Origin of the sequence: Gluconobacter sp. Dm-62, assembly GCF_018256155.1 — a bacterium.
GTDB lineage: Bacteria > Pseudomonadota > Alphaproteobacteria > Acetobacterales > Acetobacteraceae > Gluconobacter.
The window spans coordinates 15,628-34,451 of the sequence record NZ_JAERLY010000012.1; the positions used below are offsets into that span (position 1 = coordinate 15,628).

Annotated in this window: 19 protein-coding genes; 10 read left to right on the forward strand and 9 right to left on the reverse strand. The window is 59.3% G+C overall.

Annotation, left to right across the window (positions count from 1 at the left end):
- Window positions 1-45 precede the first annotated feature (45 nt).
- The 7 genes from JK202_RS11560 to JK202_RS11590 are packed head-to-tail and all read right to left on the reverse strand — an operon-like array spanning window position 46 to window position 6,732.
- The gene (locus JK202_RS11560) at window positions 46-474 is read right to left on the reverse strand and encodes a hypothetical protein (RefSeq protein WP_349291864.1); all 429 of its coding nucleotides are present in this window, start codon (window positions 472-474) and stop codon (window positions 46-48) included.
- 13 nt (window positions 475-487) lie between these two features.
- The gene (locus tag JK202_RS11565) at window positions 488-2,818 is read right to left on the reverse strand and encodes a DotA/TraY family protein (RefSeq protein ID WP_249199992.1); all 2,331 of its coding nucleotides are present in this window, start codon (window positions 2,816-2,818) and stop codon (window positions 488-490) included.
- A 3-nt stretch (window positions 2,819-2,821) separates the two neighbouring features.
- The gene (locus JK202_RS11570) at window positions 2,822-4,363 is read right to left on the reverse strand and encodes a hypothetical protein (protein WP_211561229.1); all 1,542 of its coding nucleotides are present in this window, start codon (window positions 4,361-4,363) and stop codon (window positions 2,822-2,824) included.
- Window position 4,364: 1 nt separating this feature from the next.
- On the reverse strand, window positions 4,365-5,558 hold the full coding sequence (locus JK202_RS11575) for a hypothetical protein (protein WP_211561230.1): 1,194 nt from the start codon (window positions 5,556-5,558) through the stop codon (window positions 4,365-4,367).
- Entirely contained in the window at window positions 5,558-6,100 is a 543-nt protein-coding gene (locus JK202_RS11580; RefSeq protein ID WP_211561231.1) for a hypothetical protein, read from the reverse strand. The genes JK202_RS11575 and JK202_RS11580 overlap by 1 nt, the downstream gene beginning before the upstream one ends.
- Window positions 6,097-6,483 carry a hypothetical protein gene (locus JK202_RS11585; RefSeq protein WP_211561232.1) on the reverse strand — a complete coding sequence of 129 codons (387 nt, stop codon included), beginning with the start codon at window positions 6,481-6,483 and terminating at the stop codon, window positions 6,097-6,099. The genes JK202_RS11580 and JK202_RS11585 overlap by 4 nt, the downstream gene beginning before the upstream one ends.
- A 54-nt stretch (window positions 6,484-6,537) precedes the next feature.
- On the reverse strand, window positions 6,538-6,732 hold the full coding sequence (locus tag JK202_RS11590) for a hypothetical protein (protein WP_349291865.1): 195 nt from the start codon (window positions 6,730-6,732) through the stop codon (window positions 6,538-6,540).
- Between the two features lie 385 nt (window positions 6,733-7,117).
- On the opposite strand from JK202_RS11590, the gene JK202_RS11595 reads away from it, so the two are divergent.
- From JK202_RS11595 to JK202_RS11640, 10 genes are all read left to right on the forward strand, one after another.
- Complete coding sequence (locus JK202_RS11595) at window positions 7,118-7,888, forward strand: helix-turn-helix domain-containing protein (RefSeq protein ID WP_211561233.1); 771 nt, start codon at window positions 7,118-7,120, stop codon at window positions 7,886-7,888.
- A 253-nt stretch (window positions 7,889-8,141) separates the two neighbouring features.
- Entirely contained in the window at window positions 8,142-9,035 is an 894-nt protein-coding gene (locus JK202_RS11600; RefSeq protein ID WP_249199994.1) for a hypothetical protein, read from the forward strand.
- A gap of 127 nt (window positions 9,036-9,162) precedes the next feature.
- Window positions 9,163-9,792 carry a DotI/IcmL/TraM family protein gene (locus JK202_RS11605; protein ID WP_211561234.1) on the forward strand — a complete coding sequence of 210 codons (630 nt, stop codon included), beginning with the start codon at window positions 9,163-9,165 and terminating at the stop codon, window positions 9,790-9,792.
- An 11-nt stretch (window positions 9,793-9,803) separates the two neighbouring features.
- On the forward strand, window positions 9,804-10,781 hold the full coding sequence (locus tag JK202_RS11610) for a DotH/IcmK family type IV secretion protein (RefSeq protein ID WP_211561235.1): 978 nt from the start codon (window positions 9,804-9,806) through the stop codon (window positions 10,779-10,781).
- Entirely contained in the window at window positions 10,778-12,064 is a 1,287-nt protein-coding gene (locus JK202_RS11615) for a DotG/IcmE/VirB10 family protein (protein WP_211561237.1), read from the forward strand. Before JK202_RS11610 ends, JK202_RS11615 begins: the two co-directional genes overlap by 4 nt.
- A gap of 67 nt (window positions 12,065-12,131) precedes the next feature.
- Entirely contained in the window at window positions 12,132-13,322 is a 1,191-nt protein-coding gene (locus JK202_RS11620) for a hypothetical protein (RefSeq protein WP_211561239.1), read from the forward strand.
- Window positions 13,323-13,332: 10 nt separating this feature from the next.
- Window positions 13,333-13,866, forward strand: a complete 534-nt coding sequence (locus JK202_RS11625; protein ID WP_015074964.1) for a hypothetical protein — start codon at window positions 13,333-13,335, stop codon at window positions 13,864-13,866.
- A gap of 102 nt (window positions 13,867-13,968) precedes the next feature.
- Window positions 13,969-14,400: a hypothetical protein gene (locus JK202_RS11630; protein WP_211561241.1), complete on the forward strand. Its 432-nt coding sequence runs from the start codon at window positions 13,969-13,971 to the stop codon at window positions 14,398-14,400.
- 174 nt (window positions 14,401-14,574) lie between these two features.
- Window positions 14,575-15,054, forward strand: a complete 480-nt coding sequence (locus JK202_RS11635; protein ID WP_211561243.1) for a hypothetical protein — start codon at window positions 14,575-14,577, stop codon at window positions 15,052-15,054.
- Window positions 15,055-15,067: 13 nt separating this feature from the next.
- Window positions 15,068-18,172, forward strand: a complete 3,105-nt coding sequence (locus JK202_RS11640) for an ATP-binding protein (protein WP_211561250.1) — start codon at window positions 15,068-15,070, stop codon at window positions 18,170-18,172.
- A 41-nt stretch (window positions 18,173-18,213) separates the two neighbouring features.
- On the opposite strand, the gene JK202_RS11645 is transcribed toward JK202_RS11640, so the two are convergent.
- On the reverse strand, window positions 18,214-18,501 hold the full coding sequence (locus JK202_RS11645) for a type II toxin-antitoxin system RelE/ParE family toxin (RefSeq protein WP_273498699.1): 288 nt from the start codon (window positions 18,499-18,501) through the stop codon (window positions 18,214-18,216).
- Window positions 18,458-18,754 (reverse strand): type II toxin-antitoxin system RelB/DinJ family antitoxin, encoded by a 297-nt coding sequence (locus tag JK202_RS11650; protein WP_211561251.1) that lies wholly within the window; start codon window positions 18,752-18,754, stop codon window positions 18,458-18,460. The genes JK202_RS11645 and JK202_RS11650 overlap by 44 nt, the downstream gene beginning before the upstream one ends.
- Between the last annotated feature and the right edge of the window lie 70 nt (window positions 18,755-18,824).

Here is an 18,824-nt window from a genome sequence, read left to right on the forward strand (position 1 = left end):
GGGTCTCCTGAAGAATTAAGGAGACCCTATCGGGGTGAGATGCGACTAAGAGCTGCTTTTTGAAGCGTCTGGCAGAGGACCGTAAAGGGAGCGATATTGTTTGAGCGACGCCTCGGCTTTATCTGCCCAAGCCTTTAACTCGTCGTAGTTAGCCTCCGACTTATCGCCAAAATCTTTCCACTGGTTTGTTAAAGACTGCTGACGCTCCAAATCAGAGCGCGCCTGGACCAGATCTGCTTCAAGAGCCGCAATCTGATCCTTGCGCTCTCTCATGATCCCCTCTTGCCACTTGATGTGGTCGAGGAGCTCTTGCCCTTTTGCTACAAGGTTCTGGATACGAACCTCATAGCCGTTTTGTGCCATCCGGTGCTGCGTTTTGGCGACGAACAGGTTTCGCGACTGCTCTGACTCGGCTGCCATTTGCCCGAGCATGTATCCTGCCCAGCCACTCATTCCAGAGCTGTCACTTCCCACCGTCAGCCTCCGTTCAGGTGATTTTGTTCATCGTTGTATCTACCATCTGCTTTTCTTTCGCAGAAGTCGAGTTGGCAAGTTGCGAATTTCCTTTTGCAGGCAGTCCGTTAGTTAATGAGCTTTGGATGCCCTTCAGCGTCCCAGCCATGCCAACGACAGCCGCGTCCCTAGAAAACTGATCCAGATCGACGCGGTTCCCTTCATGGAAGCCAATCATGGCAGGAACCCGCTCAGGGAGGATCGCAATCAGCCTGAAGCACATGAGAGCAAGCGTGATATGGACTGTGACGTACATTCCGAGCATGACGACGACACCAATGAGATTGGTCACGATCCAGCCATGCGAGAGCACAAACCCTGCTGCCACACCGAATGTCTGGTGGATCAGCCAGGACATGGCGTCAAACACGAAGTAGCCGAGGAAAAGCCCGAACAGCATCAGAGTCGGTCGAAAAAGGACGTTGAAGATGAGAGCATACCCTGCTTTCGCGTGCCCATGCAGACCTTCTCCGGACATTGTCATGTGGGCCAGCATCCAGAGCGGAACTGCAATCACGCCTTCGCACACCAGAATGAGCCAGCCAGCAACGCCAGCCATCCACATGACCCAGGGAATCATTGGTAGCACAAAGGCCAGTGTAAGACCCGGAAGCAGAAGCGCCATTGCTCCCGTCAGGATCGGCGTGCTGAGAAACTGCACAACGACGTGTCCCACACCAATACCAGCAGCCCCCGCGAAATTACCGGTCAGGGCTGCACCCGCCGCCGTCACCGCAGATCCAGCGTCCGAGCTGAGCAGCGCTGCGGACGCCATGACCAGAAGGGCTGTGGTGATCATCCAGTTTCCTAACCCCATGAGGTTTCCGAACGGATCCGTCCAGTAGCCTTCAGCACCAGAGGGCTCGATGAACGCCATGACCGTCTGAAGCGTGTAGTCACTCAGATGCAAAGACCGCGCGACCCGCGACAGGATGCCTGCGCCGTCGCCGGTTGGTGTGACGCCAGTATAAAGGTCGCTGCTGCCCCCTGGCGCATTCATTCCATCCTGCATCGCGACCATGTTGGAGATGTTGGCCAAAAGCGCGCCCGTGGACTGCATCAGTGGCGCAATATCCCCATGCAGGTCTTCGCCCAGGCCCACATAGGTGGGTGCGCTGACACTCGGGGTCGATGCCATCAAAGACATGGTCTCGCCATTGAGACGAGCGAACTCAAGATAATATGCCCCTGCGCCCGTCCAGCCGAGGCTATCAAGCCGGTTCTTGGTATTGGCAGCACTGCCGTTCGTACCACTGTCCCACGCCTGAAAGCTTGTGCTCCGCTGCATCACGGCGGCCTGAACCTGCTGGCGGATACTGGCAGCCTTGGCGGTCAGCTTGCTGGTGTAGTCATTGGTCGCCTGCGTCATAAGGGTCACGAGCGGTGCCAGACTGGAGGACTTCTTGGTCTGCCAGAACTGGGTTGCCACCTGCTGAACCTGCGGCCGGATCTCACCGATGAGAACGCTATCAAGGATCTGCTGCTGCATGGCAGCCGTATCCACAGTAATTCCCAGAACTTTGGTCGCGCTCCGAGGAGCCTGAATGGTCACAGAGCCACAAACTGGCTGACCGTCCCCAGTCGTCATCTGATAGGGATAGGTGATGACACCAACATCCGCCCCAGGAACAGCCCAGACGCGTTGACCCGTTGGTGCCGGCACAAGGCTGGAATTGGACGAGGCCAGATTGACCAGATCCCGGCACATTTCGTTGCCGATCAAACCCGCTACAATGGTTTTCGTCCCCGGCACCATCGGCTGTGCGATGGTTTTTCCGTCCGGACCAATCGCCTGAACGGCGGACGAATAAACCGTCTTCGCCATGCCGACACCCCAGAGCGAACCCTGAACGAACGCCGCCTGCCCCGCACTGAAGCCGCCTGCAACCGGAAGCATCATGATGGCGCCAAAAGCCATACGCACGATACTCATAGACGTCTGATTGGATCCAAGTACCTTCGACGTCTCGGCCGAGCGGTGCATGTTCATCATCATGACGTAAGAGACAAAGGCCATGGCAAGCGCCATGACGAAGCCGGACAGATCGCCCAGCATGGTCCCGATGACCGTGGCTTCTGTGCCGGTGGACGTCGAGGACGATCCGAAGACCGGAAAGACCGACTTGATCATGGTCGCGGCCCAGTCATCACCGGGATCGAGCATGCTCCAGGTCACGCCATAGGTCGAGTTTCCAGACGTCGAATTGCCTGTGACCGATTGTGCGTGAGCCACCCCTGTCGCGAGTAAGATGGGCAGGGCGCTGAGCGCCCTACCTGTGTTTCTGAAGCGTCTGAGAGAAGTCATCACTTATAATCCCTGGCTTGCGCTGGCTGACGCAGAAGGGGACGGCCGGAAAACAGAGGCGACGGCCTCAACCGCCTTTTTCACCAACTCACGGGCCTTCTCGGAGAGGTCTTCGACCATGCTGGTCCCGGCTTCCTTTCCCGGCACCCCCTTGGCAAGCTCGCCAATCTTGCTGTCCAGGCCGTTGAAGCGCTGCTCGACCTGAGCCTCTGTTCCTCGCTGCACCCCAATATCGGCAGCTTTCTCACGATGAGCACCGTAGGCCGCGACTGCCTCACCCGCCTCCTTCAGTTGCGCTGCGAACGCCTGATTGGTGCTCCGCTCGGCTTGAAATCGCGATTGCAAGCCTTCATGCCGACCTCCCGGTCGCATCTCGCTCAACACACCATCCATGCCGTTTGGCTCGGATTTCGCGGCCTCAGCGATTTCCCGCATGACCGAAGACGCCGGAGTATTCTGCACGGCTTCCAGAGCACTCTGCGCCTTCAGGCCGAGCGCTTCCGTCTGATCCAGATGGTTGGCGTCGGCCTGCTGCCCGTGAGCCGCATTCATCGTCTGCACCTTTGCCATCCAGTTAGACCCAGGTGTAACGGTCTGCTGCACAGCTTCGGGACGAATGGCCTGAGCGAGACGGGTAAAAAGACCCGGACCACGCACCTGATAGATGACCTTTTTATCCGCTTCTTCTTCCGGAGTTCTTGCCTCTTCCTTCTCTGGCCTAGGTCTAACTTGCGCTTTTGAGTCAGCACTGCCCTTGTTTGATGCTTCCCGCGCAGCTTTCTCGTTCGCCTCAGTCCCAACCGGGCGCTCGGGGCGTTGGGCCTGTGGCTGATCTGCGCCCGGATCGCCACCACCAGGAGAAGGGTGCATCCGTGGATCAGCCTTTTCTCCCGAAGAGGGATGAGTTGAGGTTTCAGCCTCTTGCACGCGTAGGTCCTCACTGTCCTCTGGCTCAGCGGCGTCCGGAATATCATCGAAAGGTGGTGGCTCAGGGCTGCCATCAAACTCGGAGGCCGGTTTCACGGGTCTGACGTCTACCTGTTCGTCCTGTGTAACGGCCTGCGCGTCGGGGTCGTGCGTTGAGAACCGTGCGGCAGTCGCAACCCGTTCCGACAGAGACTGAAGACCCTCGTCAAGCTCCGGATTGCCCTGCTGATCTGACCCCATGGAAGCGACGCGCTCCGACACAGAGCGCACCGTGTCCACCAGCCGCTGATCCATAAAGTCGGGGGTCTGTCCCATGAAGCCTTTGAGGGTTTCAGACGACAGGCCGGGCACGGTCATGGCACGCTGTATCATCTCTGCGCGTAGCCCGTTCTCCTGCGGCAGGACAGGCCCAACCAGACGCTCGACGTCCTGAAGCACATAGGCCACGTTGGTCCGAAACCGATCATTAGATGCAAGGTCCGGGTCCTGATGCTTCTGGGCAAGCAGGGTGATCTGCCCGGCCAGTTGGGGTGCATCCTTCTCAAGTTGGGGCCGCACACGCTCCAGGCTCTGGAAGACGTCCGCGAGGGCAGGGATCTGCGTATCGTTCTGGGCCATGTCAGCCTCCGGGATTGACGTTAGGGGATGGGATGGGGGCAAGTCTCTTGGCCTCGCTTTCCTCCTCGTGCTGCGCCACCTGCGTTGCGGCAAGCGAAGACTGGAAGAGGCCGAGACGGTAAGTCTGCAGGGCGAGGTAGTTGGCCTGCGCCTGCTCGATCGCCAGCTCACGCATGACCGTCGCGGGCGGCATCTGCTGAAGGTTCTTGTTCCAGGTCACGCCAGAGACACGGCGATTGACCTCAAGGCTCATCGAGGTCAGCCACGAGGCCTGATCCGAGACAGTCATGCCCTCAGCCTGCATCTCGGTTTTCTGCACGTCGGTCAGGTTGATCGACGGGATCTCCAGCGAGGTGATGAAATTCATCACATACCGCGAGAGCGACATGCGGGCGTTGTAGGCGCGACGACGCAACGCGGCCTCACGTCCGGACGTGGACGTAAGCTGCTCGCCGCGCAGTGCGGCCGGAGCCACAGGCTGGATAAGTGTGGTGCTGTAATCGTTCGCAGCGTCCACACCGCCGTCAGCCGACAGGGTATCCTGCCCGAACAGGGAAATGGCCCGTTGGTCCGCATTGGGCAGACGGGAAAGAGCTGAGCACAGACCGGCTGTGACGTCTTCCTGCGAGCAGTACCGCCGCCCATGCAGCGCCATGCTCGATGCCACACCCTGGCCCTTGCCATAGTAAGACGGCGTTCCGGCGTCGGCCTCTCCACGACTGTCCGTAATCGTCGCAATCGCGCGGGTTGCCGTTCTGGCTGACTGAGACGCGCCCTGGGTGGCCTGCGACCCGTCAATCCCCGTGCAGAACTCCGGGTTCATCATGTGCTCATCACGGATCGTGGTATCCTGCTGGCGGCGAGCGAACTCCGCCATCGCTGTATTGGACGCATCCGCAATACGCTGCTCGGCGGCGACACCCGCCTTTTCGTAGTTACTGAGCTGAGTGAAACCCTTGTTCAGCATGGAGCTAACGGAATTCGGGTTGCTCAGGCTCTCCATTGAGCTGGTAATCTGGGACGTCAGCGTCTTGGTCATGGCAGACAACGCGTTGCCGGTGAATTTTTGTAACCCGCTGATGGCCGCAACCACGGCGGCTTCACCGATGAACGCGTTCGCAGGCTTCGGCATCGCGACAAGAACGGTCGTGCAGAGGAGCATCGTTGCGATTGTTGGATTGAGGCGGATCTTCATCAGAATACCCCATCCAGAGAGGTGCTGGTGTAGCCGGTCGGCAGACGCGGCTCCCCCCGGACATACCCGTTTGAGTCGCCATTCCCGAGGCTCCCGGCCGCAAGCTGCGGGCCGCTGCCGCCAAAATTCAGGGAAGGGCACATGAGGCCGTTTCCGCCTGACAGGCCGAGACCGACTTTCACACCGTTCAGGCTCAGGCCACATTGTTGCGCGGCACCGACGGTATTGTCCCATTCGGTCTGGGCGGCCGAGCAGATTTCTCCTTCGACCTGCCCGACAACGTCATTGATCAGCGCCGCGGGGTTCGCGATGTTCGTCAGGAGATTGAGGCCCGTTCCACTGAAGAACTTGTCCAGGCAAGAGAGGCCACTGACACTTTCAGGCTGCTTCTCATAAGCATTGTTGGCCTTGATCCGCCCGTTGACGGCGTCCGCTGCCGCCTGTGTCAGGGTGGCGCAGGCCTGGCTGCCCTGTGTTGCGGCAGATGCTCCAACGGGAAACGATAAAGCAACGGCGATAAACAGAAAGGTTGCCTGTTTCATGCGGCTGACCTTTCTTCTTCGGGATCGAGAAGATCGCGCAAAAGCGCCAGACGGTCCTCTGAGAAAACCCGGGCAGAAAGTTCTGCCCGCTTCTGACTGTCAGTCCAGATGACAAGGTCGGCACGGCTGGCGACAGCGACTGCCACAAGATCCTCTCCACCAGCCACGGTCGAGATCACCTCGGCAACAAGGGTCCGCCGCTCCTCGTTGGGAAGGGACGCAAGAAGGTCGGCCAGAGAGGCGACGACCGCCCCGTCGGTGCTGAAAGTGTGTCCATTCCGGACACGGAAATGCTCAAGCAAATTGTGCCGTGCAAGAGCAAGGTTAGGGGCCAGAGAACTCGGCGGGGTTTCCCTGTGCAGTGTTAGATCGTCTGGTGACATGCCTCTCTCCTGGGTAATCCTCAGCAGAGAAGCAGTCCGATCTGCGACTAACGCTTATTTCTTCAAAATAGTGACGTGTACGCGCCCGACTTCAATACGCTCGCCGAGTGGACTGACCGTGGTGGCCAGAACCTTGTTCCATTCCCGACCACCCCGCCAGTCCACGACCTCACCCGGATCAACGCCAGCACCGTAAGTAACACGCACTCGTAAGGGCACGATCTGCCGAACGGCGAACGAGAGGGGCACCTGATGGCCATATCCTGAGATCATGCGGAAGTGATGAAGCACCTTCGGCGGCTCGGATTGTGCGGAAGGCATTGCGAGAGGTGGCAAAGAGACCGGCCCCGAGGGGGCGGGCGAAGAAAGAGGCGGGGGCGCATGACTGATTTCAAAGGCCGTTTCCGTCAACACAGCTTTGGGCCTCGCTGGAACTGACTGCACGAGATCGGGAGGCAAAATTACAAACACTCAATTTCTCCTGAAGGAACTTAAAATTCAAAATCGGATATCAACATGCGACTGAGGAGAAATGTTCAATACGAACTTAGTTGTCAGTGGCGCTCTCATGGGTATTTTGCAGTATCCGAACCCGAAGTCTGGTGCGTAAGCCTGCCGAGAGAGAGAATTAGCCATGAACAAGAAAACAGAGACGCAGGTAAATGATGATTCTGTTGAAGGATATCTGACTGAGTTAGGCGATAGAGTACGCGAGGTTCGGGAAAAACGTGAACTGAATGTTGTGAGGGTTTGCTTTATGAGTGGCCTGTCAGTCAATACAGTTCAAAACATAGAAAAAGGTAAGGCGCCTGCCTACACGTCTCTATGGAAACTAATTCAAGGTTTTGAAGAAATACCTGGAAATATATTACCTCCGGATAGGCATGAAACATTACCCCTAGACGGACAAGCGTCTGACGAAGAACTACAGAACTGCCTTTCTCTTAGTACTATATTTAAAAAAAATAGATCTTCATTCCTAGAAATCCTTTCAGAATTGGAAAAGATTAAAACAGACCATACTCTTAACGAGGCTAAAAAAGTTCCGCCCGACAAGAGACAGCCAGTTCTCGTAGAACTTGGCGAACGAATACGCGACATTCGACTGGCCAGAGGCCTGAGCGGTGCTGATTTGGCTACCGCTAGCGGGCTTCACGCGCCCGCAATCCATCTCATTGAGATCGGAATGAGAAATCCCAATCTCGACACCCTCTTAAAAATAGCAACGGCCCTGCGCGTACCGACAGCATTGCTATTCGCAGGATTCCCAAAGGAGGATGCCTCTTTCGCGCTCTTTCGTGTTCGGGGCCTCTACCGTGGGATCCTCTCTACTTCTGAACAGGCAAAGATACTCTTTGAGAAATTAGACGTCTTACAGCGCGTCACGAAAGATATCATAAACTAACATAAACAATAAGGTTATCGTTTAAAGAAGTTTTATTTTGTGTTTTATATATCATCATTAGATAAGGATACCGTTCGTAACGATAACGGTGTCCCTAGCGATGTCTGCTGCTCTGCCCTCGTCATTTGCCCTGTCTCCCCAGGCCTATCTCGATTCAGGGTTGCGGCTTCCGAGCAGAGTTAAAGACAGCACTGCTTCATCGAAGCTCGCGCCGTTTAGACCGGCCGATCAAGTCAATCTCCTGCTGAGGAAGATGATCTCTCAGGGTGTAAACGTCGCGCACATTGCGGCCGCACTGTTCATAAGCCGCCTGGAAATCGAAGCCATTGCGCGAGAGGAAGGGCTGCCTCTCAAGCGTACCCCGCTCAGAAGTGGACCTCGGGTGTGGTCTCTTCTCGACATCAACCGGTTGAGCCGCGCATGGGCCGAAGGTGAAGATCTTCCTACCATAGCAAAACGCCTCAACCGCACAGTCATGGCGGTGCGCAAGAAGCGCGCTGCGCTCGGTTTACCTGCACGAGAGCGCTATGCCGAGGTCGTCTGGACTGATGCGGACGTTGCCACTCTTCTCGCACATCGCGAGCGTCGGGTCGGGCTACAGCGCATTGCCAAGCAAATGGGCCGCAGTGTCCGCAGCTTGCAACGAAAGCTCGTCAGCCTTCGCCCTGCCACTGACCATTCCGCCACTCCTACCGACCCATCCGTCGTTCTGACCTGGGAACAGGCCTCGCGCCTGACGTCAGAAGAGCGTCGCGGCCGCAGATGGCAGGTCCGGAACTCACCAACCGGGCTGGTCATCGGCTTCAGCCGGAAGGCTTGCACCACCCGGTGGTCCATCGAAATGCAGCACGAACTGGCCATGCGGCATTTCGCCCACCAGTCCCCTGACGCTGTGGCCGAGGATTTTCTCCTGACCGATCGCACCATCGTCAGTCAGTCCGGATGGCTCCATCTGCCGCGCCGCTCCAAGAAAGACATGCGCAACACGTTCGATCCGGACCTGTATGAGGTCTATCTGAAGAAGATGGATTACGTGCGCCGCGAATGCCTCGGCAAGGCCGGGTTCTATTTCTGGACCACCCGCCGTAACGGCCGCCGTATCAGCCGCTTGCACCAGCAGACCGCCGTCATGCGCTCGGGCGATTAATCCGCAAATTTCTCCATTTTTTCAGCTTCAGTCGCAGATCAACGGGTCACGGTGACGATGACACAGTCATCATGAGGTTTGAAATGCCATCCGCAGCCCCGCTGTCGTTCCACGGAGACATCGCGCCATGAGCCGCTCCTCGGGATCCCTGAGCCGACGCCTGACCGATCCTGATTTTCAGGGAAAGATCGTTGAGCGTTCCTTGCAGACGTCCATCGCCCTCGCGGGTGTCGTCGTTGTACTGGCCGTTCTTCTGGCCCGTGCCTGGTCGTATCATCCACTCCCGAAGTATTTCTTCGTGGACGGGATCAACGCCCCTCGCCCGGCTATCGCACTGAACAGCCCGATCCTCAGTCAGGAAGATTTCCTGTCATGGGTCATCAAGTGGTCGCTCAAGCCCTACAACATCAATTACCGGGATTATCCGTCGCAGCTTAACGCAGCCGGATCGCATTTCACCATCAATGGCTGGAATACGTTCGCGCAGTCCTTCGTCCAGGACGGCAATCTGGCGAAAATGAAAGAGGCCAAGCTGCTCTGCTACGCGCAGCCGACGCGTGCCGCCACCATTCGCCAGCAAAGCATGGTCAACGGTCATCACCATTACGTCGTGCAGTTTCCCTTCGTTCAGACCTGCGAAAACGTCAATCAGCAGAGTTCGCAAACCCTGATTGCAACCGTGCATGTCGAGCGTGTCGATGACGCTGATCACCCTGACGGCATTGCCATCACCCAGCTTGTGGCCAGCCCGCAGTGAGGATCCGTGCCATGAAAACCCGTTCCTTTTCGTTAGCCCTTTTGGGCCTCATGGGCTTTATGCCCTTCACCGCGCTGGCACAGTCGGCCGCCCCTGGTCCGGAGACCCCACCAGCGTCTCCCCCTCTCTCTGCCGAGCAACAGGATCAGCAGGCCGCCAAAGATGAGGCCATCCCCCTGACGCCGGAGATGATCCGTCGCCTCGGCAACCGTCTCAAGGAGAACCAGAAGGCCCGTGAGGATGTCGCTACGGAAGTCGCGGCTCCGACAAGCCGCCCGGCCATTCGCGTGTCTTTCGCACCCGGCCAGCAGACTTCGCTGATTTTCACGACCAAGGGCTATCCCACGGCCGTCTCGTTCGTGGATCGCTCGGGAGCACCCTGGCCGATTGCGTGGAACACCACCAGCACATCCGCCAATCCGGATGGGCTGAAAAACTGCTCGTCTGACGGGGGCAAAGGGGGTTCCCCTGCCGTGCAGACCACGGGTTTTTACACCTGCGTTCCTTATGCTGGCAGCAACACCATCAACATCGAGCCCCTGTCGCTGTCTCCGCGTGGTGGCCTGCTCGTCACGCTCAAAGGCGCCATCAAGCCGATCTCGTTCCTGCTTCTGGCCGGTCGGGGCACCTATGACGACAACCTGACAGTGCGCGTGAACGAAGACGGCCCCAACGCCAGGCAGGAAATGGGTCCGGAAGCCGCCCCTGGCACGGCAGAACCCTTTATGAACGCCATGCTCTCGGGGATCGCTCCGGCCTCTGCCGTGCCCCAGAGCGTCGAAGGTCTCTCCCCTGATGACGTGCGGGCGTGGCGGATGGGAAATGAACTCTACATCCGCACCCGGCTGGCACTCATGACCCCTGCCTGGGACAGTTCTGAGCGTGGTGAAGACGGTTACACCCTCTACGCCTTCCGCCAGACTCCCTACATTCTTCTGTCGGATTCCGGTCGGACGGTGTCCGCGTCTCTCAAGGACATGACGCCATGATCCCGAAGCTTCCCAAGTTCAAATCCGTCCTGTCGAGCGCAACACGCGGAGGAAACCGACGCCTGGTTCTGCTCGGAGCCTCGGCTGCCGGGGTTCTCGCGCTAGTGCTCGCCGTCTCACATCATGAGACCAAGCAGATGCCCAAGTCCAATCCGGGTCAGATCGCGAATATGAACGCTCTCCCAGGTGGGACCAATACCAACCCGGAGCAGGACCGTCTGCGCCAGATGCAAAACGCCGAGGACGCGCAAAAATCGGAAGGGGAAGGAAAATCCTACACCCCCGATCTCGCCCCGGCCGTCGCCCGAGGGAATAACGGACAACGGGCGGATGCCGTACTTCCTCATGAGGCTGAGGCCCCGCAGCCGCAGGAAGTCGGATACAGCGCCCCGATTACGCCTCCAGCACCGCCTCCCAAGCCGCCCCATATTGACAGCGCCCCGCAAGCACCGCTTGTCCAGACAGATCCGGCCTACTCCGCCTCAGGAAGCGGCGAAACGTCCCAGGCCGAGCAGCAGGAGCGTGAAAAGCGCCGTGCTCGATACGTCGCCGAGATCGCGCGTATCGAAAGCGGCCTTCAGGCCCGCCCCCCTGTGTCGGCTCTTCAGGAGGCGGTTTTCAAACCAGAAGGGGAGAGTCAGCCTCAGGCCGAGAAGACAGGTGCCTCGCGTGGTGCAGCAGGTGCATCCGTAGCGGCAACCGCTTCACATAATCCAGCGGCTCCACCCGCCCTGATCCCAGCCGGTCGCGGGATCTATGCCCATACCGTCACCGCAACGGACAGCGACCTGTCCGGTCAAATTGTGCTTGAGGCCGATAGCGGCCCGGTCGCCGGTGACCGTATGATTGCAACGGTTTCAAGGGCACCCGGAAACGAGCAGCTCCTTGTCGTGCAGGTTAACAAGATCATTCATCAGGGCCACAATCTCTCAACCAACGGTGTGGTGATGGCACCCGACACCATGAAGCAGGGTGTCGCCTCCAGCGTCGATCCCCTGATTTTCCAGCGGTTCGTGATGCCAGCAGCGGCTGCATTCGTGCAGGGCCTCGGCCAGGCCATCGAGACGACATCGAACGTCTCCGGCAGCTACAGTGCTCTGGGTGGCATGAACTATATCCAGCGCCTGAACATGGGCCAGCAGCTCGGCGTCGCCGCAGGAAGTGCCGCCTCGGCCGTTAACAGTGCCCTGACACAGGATACGCCAACCCGCTCGCGGATCATTCTGGCCGCCAATGTGAATGTCGGCGTGATGTTTATGGATCCCGTTGTCGATAAGCCCTGATATTTCGCACTCAGTCGCAGATCATTCCCCGATCCTTCTGGCAGTCTCAGCCAGAAGGATCTTTTTTATGAGTTCCACAGTTCATCACCTGAACACCGACACCACTCCGCGTCGGATGGAGCCCGCATCGGCCGCACCCCCGCCGCCTTCTCACCACGATACCGTGGCGGACGATCTGGACGGTCACGACGCCGACGCAACGGCCTATGCTGACAGTCACACGATCGAACCGGCATCATCCGGCTCCCTTTCCTTTCTCACGCCCCTCATCTCGCGCTATGAGGCACTGACACCCCGCCAGAAGCTCTACGGCGGTTCGGGTCTCGGGATCTGCGGCGTCCTTCTCGTGGGGATTCTGGCAGCTAGTGGGCACCATCATCACCCTGTCTCCGCGCCTGGCCAGGAAGTCGGCATGGATCAGTCGGCACCGACCGTTGCTCAAGCCCCCGAACCGGCTCCGGTGGCGGCCCCTCCTGCAACCGCCGATCTGGCGGAAATGCAGACCCTCGGCCATCCGAAAGCTGCGGCAAACCCGCCCGCCTCAGCGACGTCCCCGAAAGCGCCTCCTGCGGCCGCCGTTACATCGCCGTCAGCCGCATCGCAGCCTGCGCCAGCCCAGACTGACACACCCCGGACTGAAGCTTTGGCCGTTGCTCCGCCCACACCTCCTGCCGATCCGGTCAAGACAGCCCAGATCCTTCAGGCCGCGCCCATGGCGACCCAGCAGCAGATCGACGTGCTTCAGCTCGTCACCGAAGAGGCCCGCGTCATCGAACGCGAGCGGGGCGAGGTCGAGAGCCTGCGGCAATCTCTGGCAGGGCGCAGCAAAGCTGAAGAAGACCGCCTGAACGATCTGACACGCCGGATTTCCCTGATTGAAGCCAATCACGCCGTCACGGGTGCTGAAAACTCCGGTGCGGATGAGGCCGCACAGGCCCACTCAGCAGCCGAAAAGGCGCGTGCGGCCCTGAGCGCCGCCATGAACAGGCCTGCGGCTGCGGCCCCGACGTCGAGCGCCTCATCCGCTCCGGTCGCCGTGGCCGGCCCGGCTCCAAAGCCTGCCTGGATCCATCACTACCGGATCGTTGCGGCCTCACCGCAACTCGCGATGATCGAAGACAGCGCGGCCCCGAGCGGACAGGCCCGTCAGTTCGAGGTCGGCGTCGGCACCGTCATTCCCGGTTACGGCGCGGTCCTGACCATCAGCCAGCAGGGCGCCACCTGGGTTCTGCACACGGCTCATGGCGACCTGAACTGAGGAGGCCAGCATGGAAGGCCTTGTCAATCTCGTCCATGAAATCGCCGTTGCCATGGGCTGGCTTCTGCCCACGGCCTGCTACGCGGCGGCCGTGAGCTGCCTGATCTTCAGCCTTGTCGGGATCTATCAGTATTACCACCCGACCATTCAGGCCCTGCAGGACAAGCCGTGGCTGCCCTATCTGTCGCTCGTCCTGTGCGGTGTCTTCGCCTCGTTCAACGTCATCCTCACCAAAAGCACGGCCTCGGCCGGAACCGACGTGCAGGTCACTCTGGGCGACGCGGCGACCAGTTACAGCACGGCGGACAGTCTGATCACCGGTACCGGCCCCAAAGACGCGATCCTGGCGATCGTCAAAGACTTTGCCCTGTTCTTTCAGATGTTCGGCGCATGGACGTGCTTCTTCGCCGTCCTGACCTGGTTTGCCATCCAAAGAGGCCGTTCAAACCGAGAGCGCCTTGGCTGCGGCATCCAGTACGTCTTTGGCGTAATGCTCCTCAATCCCGTCAAGGATGCCACCTGGATCCTCTCTTTCTGGCCCTGAAACGGGCTGACGAAAAAAACACCCCTCGCCCGCCTCAGTCGCAGATCACGCGGTCAGATTGGTTGGCAGAGGGGATTGTCCCTCACAATGGAGAAACAACTCATGACATCCCAGACAGCCCCGTCCTCTTCCCGCGCACTCATCAGGATCGGCGCAACTGTTGCGACAGCGACCATGTTGCCAATGGTGATGGCTGGCACCGCCCTTGCTGCCGCGGGTGGTACGGCTTCCAGTAACGGCCTGGGACAACAGATCCAGAACATGGCGCAGGAAGGTACGGACACCATCGGTGTCGGCTCTGCCGCAGCCCTCTACGCGCTGGCCATCGTCGCGCTCGTGACGGGTATCGTGCTGTTCTACAAGTCCCAGAAGGAAGAGACCAAGCGCCCGGGCATGGCGGTTGCCGGCGTCGTCTGCTTCGTTCTGGCCGGTGTGGCGGCTACAGGTCCGAAGTGGATCAACAACTCTGCGAACACAGCCTCCAACGGGAATGCTGAAATCAGCAATACCGCCAAAAGCTACCAGTTCCAGTAAGCTGACATGACCTCCGATCCGTTCTTCCTCCAGCCTGGTCTCGACCAGGAGATCCGGCCCGGGAAAGACGGGTCGGATGGCTCGTTCACCTGCTCCTGCTGCGGTCTACCGTCGCCAGGGGCAGGTCTTCCCTGGACTGGTCCCGCCTCAAGGGCCGGTCTCAGGGTCTGCCAGGTGTGCAATCTCCTGCAGGACACGTCGCGTGCGGCCATCGACGCCGAGGCCATGCTGGTCTGGTGGCCGGAAATCTCCCAGTCGCGCCTGATGTTTCTTGTTCGCACGGCCCACCAGACGCTCCGCCTGATGGCGAGACAACAGGGTCAGTCTGACAGCCAGTTCTGGAACACCGTCCTGAAGGCCATTCCGGACCCTCTGCTCGGCACGCAGTTTTCCCCCTCTTTCCGGACGCCCATGACGCTCCTGCGTCTGCTGGAATCCAGACGTGCGGAAGCCGAGCATCGTCTGCAATCCGGCTCCATCCGTCAGATCACAACGGCCATGCGCCTGTGTGGCAGCGCCGATGAGGCCGTCCAACGCAATCTCGCTCTTCTCCGCGCAGGCCTGCGCATTCTGCCGACCGGCAAGCTGATTGACGCTGGCGCTGACGTTTATCCCGCCTTCCTCGACAAGGCCCTTGCTCTTACCCCATCCTGACGCGGAGTTTCCAATGTCTGGCTTTTTGACCGAGTTGCTTGCCAGCGCGAGCCTCTTTCTTCGTCAGCCCCTCGAATCCTTTTGCGATGTCGAGACCAATCACACGGACGCTGCCCATCAGGATCGGCTCGTGACGCTCAGGGGCGAATACGTCTCGGTTCTGCGTGTGAATGGTCTGCGCACCATGTGCTCGCGTGCAGACGTGGAAGCCGTCGCCGAACAGCAGCGCATCGAGCTTCAGGGCCTGCTCGAAGGCACCGGCCATGCGATCGAAGGCTGGTATATCTCCGATCCGGATCAGGCCCGCGTTGCCGTGGATCTGCTAGCGCTCAACGGATGCGAGCAGATTTCACGCATGATGAATGCCGACTTCCACGACATCATCAACGAGCGCCGCCTACGGTGGCCTCAGGTAATGCGGTGGGAAGATGCCTGCTATATCCTGTGGACCCGCCCGGCCGTTCTGACCCGCGAAGAAAAGAAGCAGGTGGCGGCCGAACGGAAAGAGCAGGTCAAGGCCTGGCCAAAAGCGGGAAGCGGTCAGCGCTTTACGCTGCGTTCCGAGCTGATGGCTGGCCGACATGATGCGTTTGTGGCGCGTGTGCAGGACAGTATGTCCAATCTCGGCATCTCCACGACGCTGCTACGGGCCGATGAATCCATCACGCTGGCGCGTGAAACGCTCTACCGCGAAACGGCCGGAAGCGGCTGGAAGCCGACGCTGGTGGGCGACCCTGTGATGCCGCGTCTCCCGGACGACGAAAAACAGAGCACGACGACCGAGAATCTGCTCTGGCCGTCCCTGCGTGATCAGATTTTCAACGCGGATGCCGAAAATCAGGGTGGCCAGCTCGTGACGATCGGTGACTACACCTATGCGCCCGTGGACATGCTGCTCGGCCCCGAAGATCCGCGCCCGTTCTCGGAACTGCTCAACACTCTGGGCCGCAAGCGTCTGCCCTGGCGCAGTTCCATGATCCTCGAAGGCGGTGGCAAAGCCGCGTTCGCCATCAAGGAAACAGGGGCCACCATGCTCGGCATGTTTCCGGGCAACAAAGACATTACGCGAGCTTTTCAGGCCATCAAACGAATGCGCGAGACGGAAAACCATAATTCCGTCCGGATGCGGATGACCGCCAGCACTTGGGCACCCGTGGGCGAGGACAAGCTGCTGCGTCGCCGTGCGGCCGATCTGTCTCAGGGCATCGAAAGCTGGGGCGGCTGCAAGACCACCCGTGTTCCGGGTGATCCGCTTGAGGCCGCCATGGGATCGGTTCCCGTGCTCTCTTTGGGATCCACAGCCACTCCGGCTCTTGCGCCTCTCGGGGATGCCATGAGCATGATGCCGTGGATGCGAAGCGCCTCCCCCTTCCCACAAGGCTCCATCATCTTTCGTAAACCCGACGGCGGGATCTGGCCATTCGATCCGACTGGCGGCGGTGTGCGCGAACATATTGCGGATATTATCGTCGCCCCTCCAGGCAGCGGTAAGACGGTGCTTGGAAACACCATTCTTCTTGGCCTGCTCCTGAGTTCTGCGGCCATGGGCAATAATGGCGTCAAGCTGCCGCTGCTGGCGAAGCTGGACATCGGCCATGCGTCTCTCGGCTTTATCGAAATGGTCCGCAACGCGCTCGGGCCGGATCGTGCCCATGAGGCCATCTTCGTGGAAATGCAGATGGCGCCCGGCTTTGAGGTCAATATCTTCGACCTCCAGGTGGGGCTCGAATATCCTCTGCCGCTTGAAGAAGTCGCTATCGACAACTTCGTATCCCTCCTGGCCACACCCCTTGATGGTCAGCCTTTTGAAGGGATGGACCAGCTCGTCGGCGACGTGATTGCGGAGGCCTATCGTCAGTGCACGAGTGTTGCAGGCGGCAATCCGAAGCACTACCGCGAAGGCATCGAGCCTCTGGTGGATGAGGCTATCCACCGCCTCGGGCTCCAACTCCCGCACCACGCTGCGGCCGAAGGCGATCTCGACAGCGCGGACCCGACCTGGTGGCGTGACGTCGTGACGGCCCTGATCGGTGCGGGCGAGCATCGTCTGGCGGGGATTGCCCAACGTCATGCCGTTCCGGTTCTTCAGGATCTGATTGCAGCGGCCCGCGCGCCGGAAATCTTCAATCGCTATTCCAAGATCGTCCTGCCTACGCACGAGACGCTCATTGATGCGTTCGAACGCTACATCATGGCGGCGATCAAGAAATATCCGACGCTCTCCGAGCCGACCCAGCTTGATCTGGGTGACGCCCGGATCATCGTGCTGGATCTGGCCCGGGTCGCTCCGCAGGGGTCGGAGAGTGCAAACCGGCAGACGGCCTTGATGTATATGCTTGGTCGCTACCTGATCGGCCGGAACTTCTTCCTACATCCGGAATATGCGGATCTGCCGATCATGCCCGAGAATGTGCGGGAGTATCATCGCAGCCGCTTCACCGAGATGAAGGAGACGATCAAGCGTCTCGATTTTGAGGAGTGGCATCGTCCCAAGGAGGCCCCGCAGGTCGATAAGCAGGCGATCCGCGACGTTCGTGAAGGCCGTAAGCACAATGTGCAGCTTTCGTTCATCAGCCAGCGCAGCGGCGACTTCAGCGCCGATCTCGTGGGTCAGTCCACGGCCCGCTGGATCCTGAAATGCGGAGACGAACGCGAGGCCAACGAGATGATTGAGAACTTCAAGCTCACGCCTGCCAGCGCCTATGTGGTGCGGAACCGCCTGCCCGGTCCAGGCCGCAACGGTGCGCCGTTCTTCGTGGTGATGAACGCGGCAGAGGGCAAATACGAGCAGCTTTTGGTCAACGTGCTCGGCCCCATCGAACTCTGGGCCTTCTCCAGCACGCCAAACGATACCGCTCTGCGGTCGCGTCTCTTTGCTCGGATGCCCTCAAGCCGCGCCTTGCGGTGCCTTGCCATCGTGTTCCCAGGCGGGAGTGCGGAAAAGGAGCTGGCACGCCGCAAGGCCCTGGCGATGAAAAGCTCGTTTCTTCAGGATGAGCAGGCACAGCAGGGCGTCATGGATGCGCTGGTGGATGAAATCCTGTCAGGACAGGGCATTGCCGGGGGCTTGTACGAGCGCCTCGAAGCCATGGATGAACAGCAGCGGGCCGCTGCGTAAGACGCACGGTTTACGAAAGAGGGGGATAAGGCCCCCTCTTTTTACAATCGGTCTTTAGCAGTTTCGTAAACGGCACTTTTGTCGCGCTTGCCAACCGCGATCAAAAGAACCGTGATCTCCTGATCGTGGACCTGATACACCCCACGGATGCCATCATCACGCAGTTTGATTTTATAACAGTTCGGTAAACCGCGAAGCTTGTTCTTTGGAACATGCGGGTTATGCAGGATCTTGCGGAGTTTTTTTACGAACCGCTCTGCAACGCTGTAATCCAGCGCGTACAGTTCATCCCTTACGACGTCCGGGATGTCCAGCGAGTAGATCGTCAAGGTTCACGTTCCTCATAATTTCCCCCGGGTTCTTCAGGCGTTTCTTGACCAGATCAAGAAGAACGGCATCATCGTCGCTCACGACTTCCTTGCGGATCGGCAGACGGTTGTTTCTGACGACATATTCAAGAACGTCCCGAAACAGGTCAGCAGGCGTCGTTCCGAGTTCCTTGACCTTCCTGAAAGACTCTTCTTTGAAATCGGCTTCAAGCCGCATTCCGAAATGGGCTGTGTTTGCAGTGATCTGGGGCATCGTGTCGGGATCTCTCTTTACTCTGCGGTACTCACCGGCACTCGCATATCGTCTCTATGGGACCGACTTA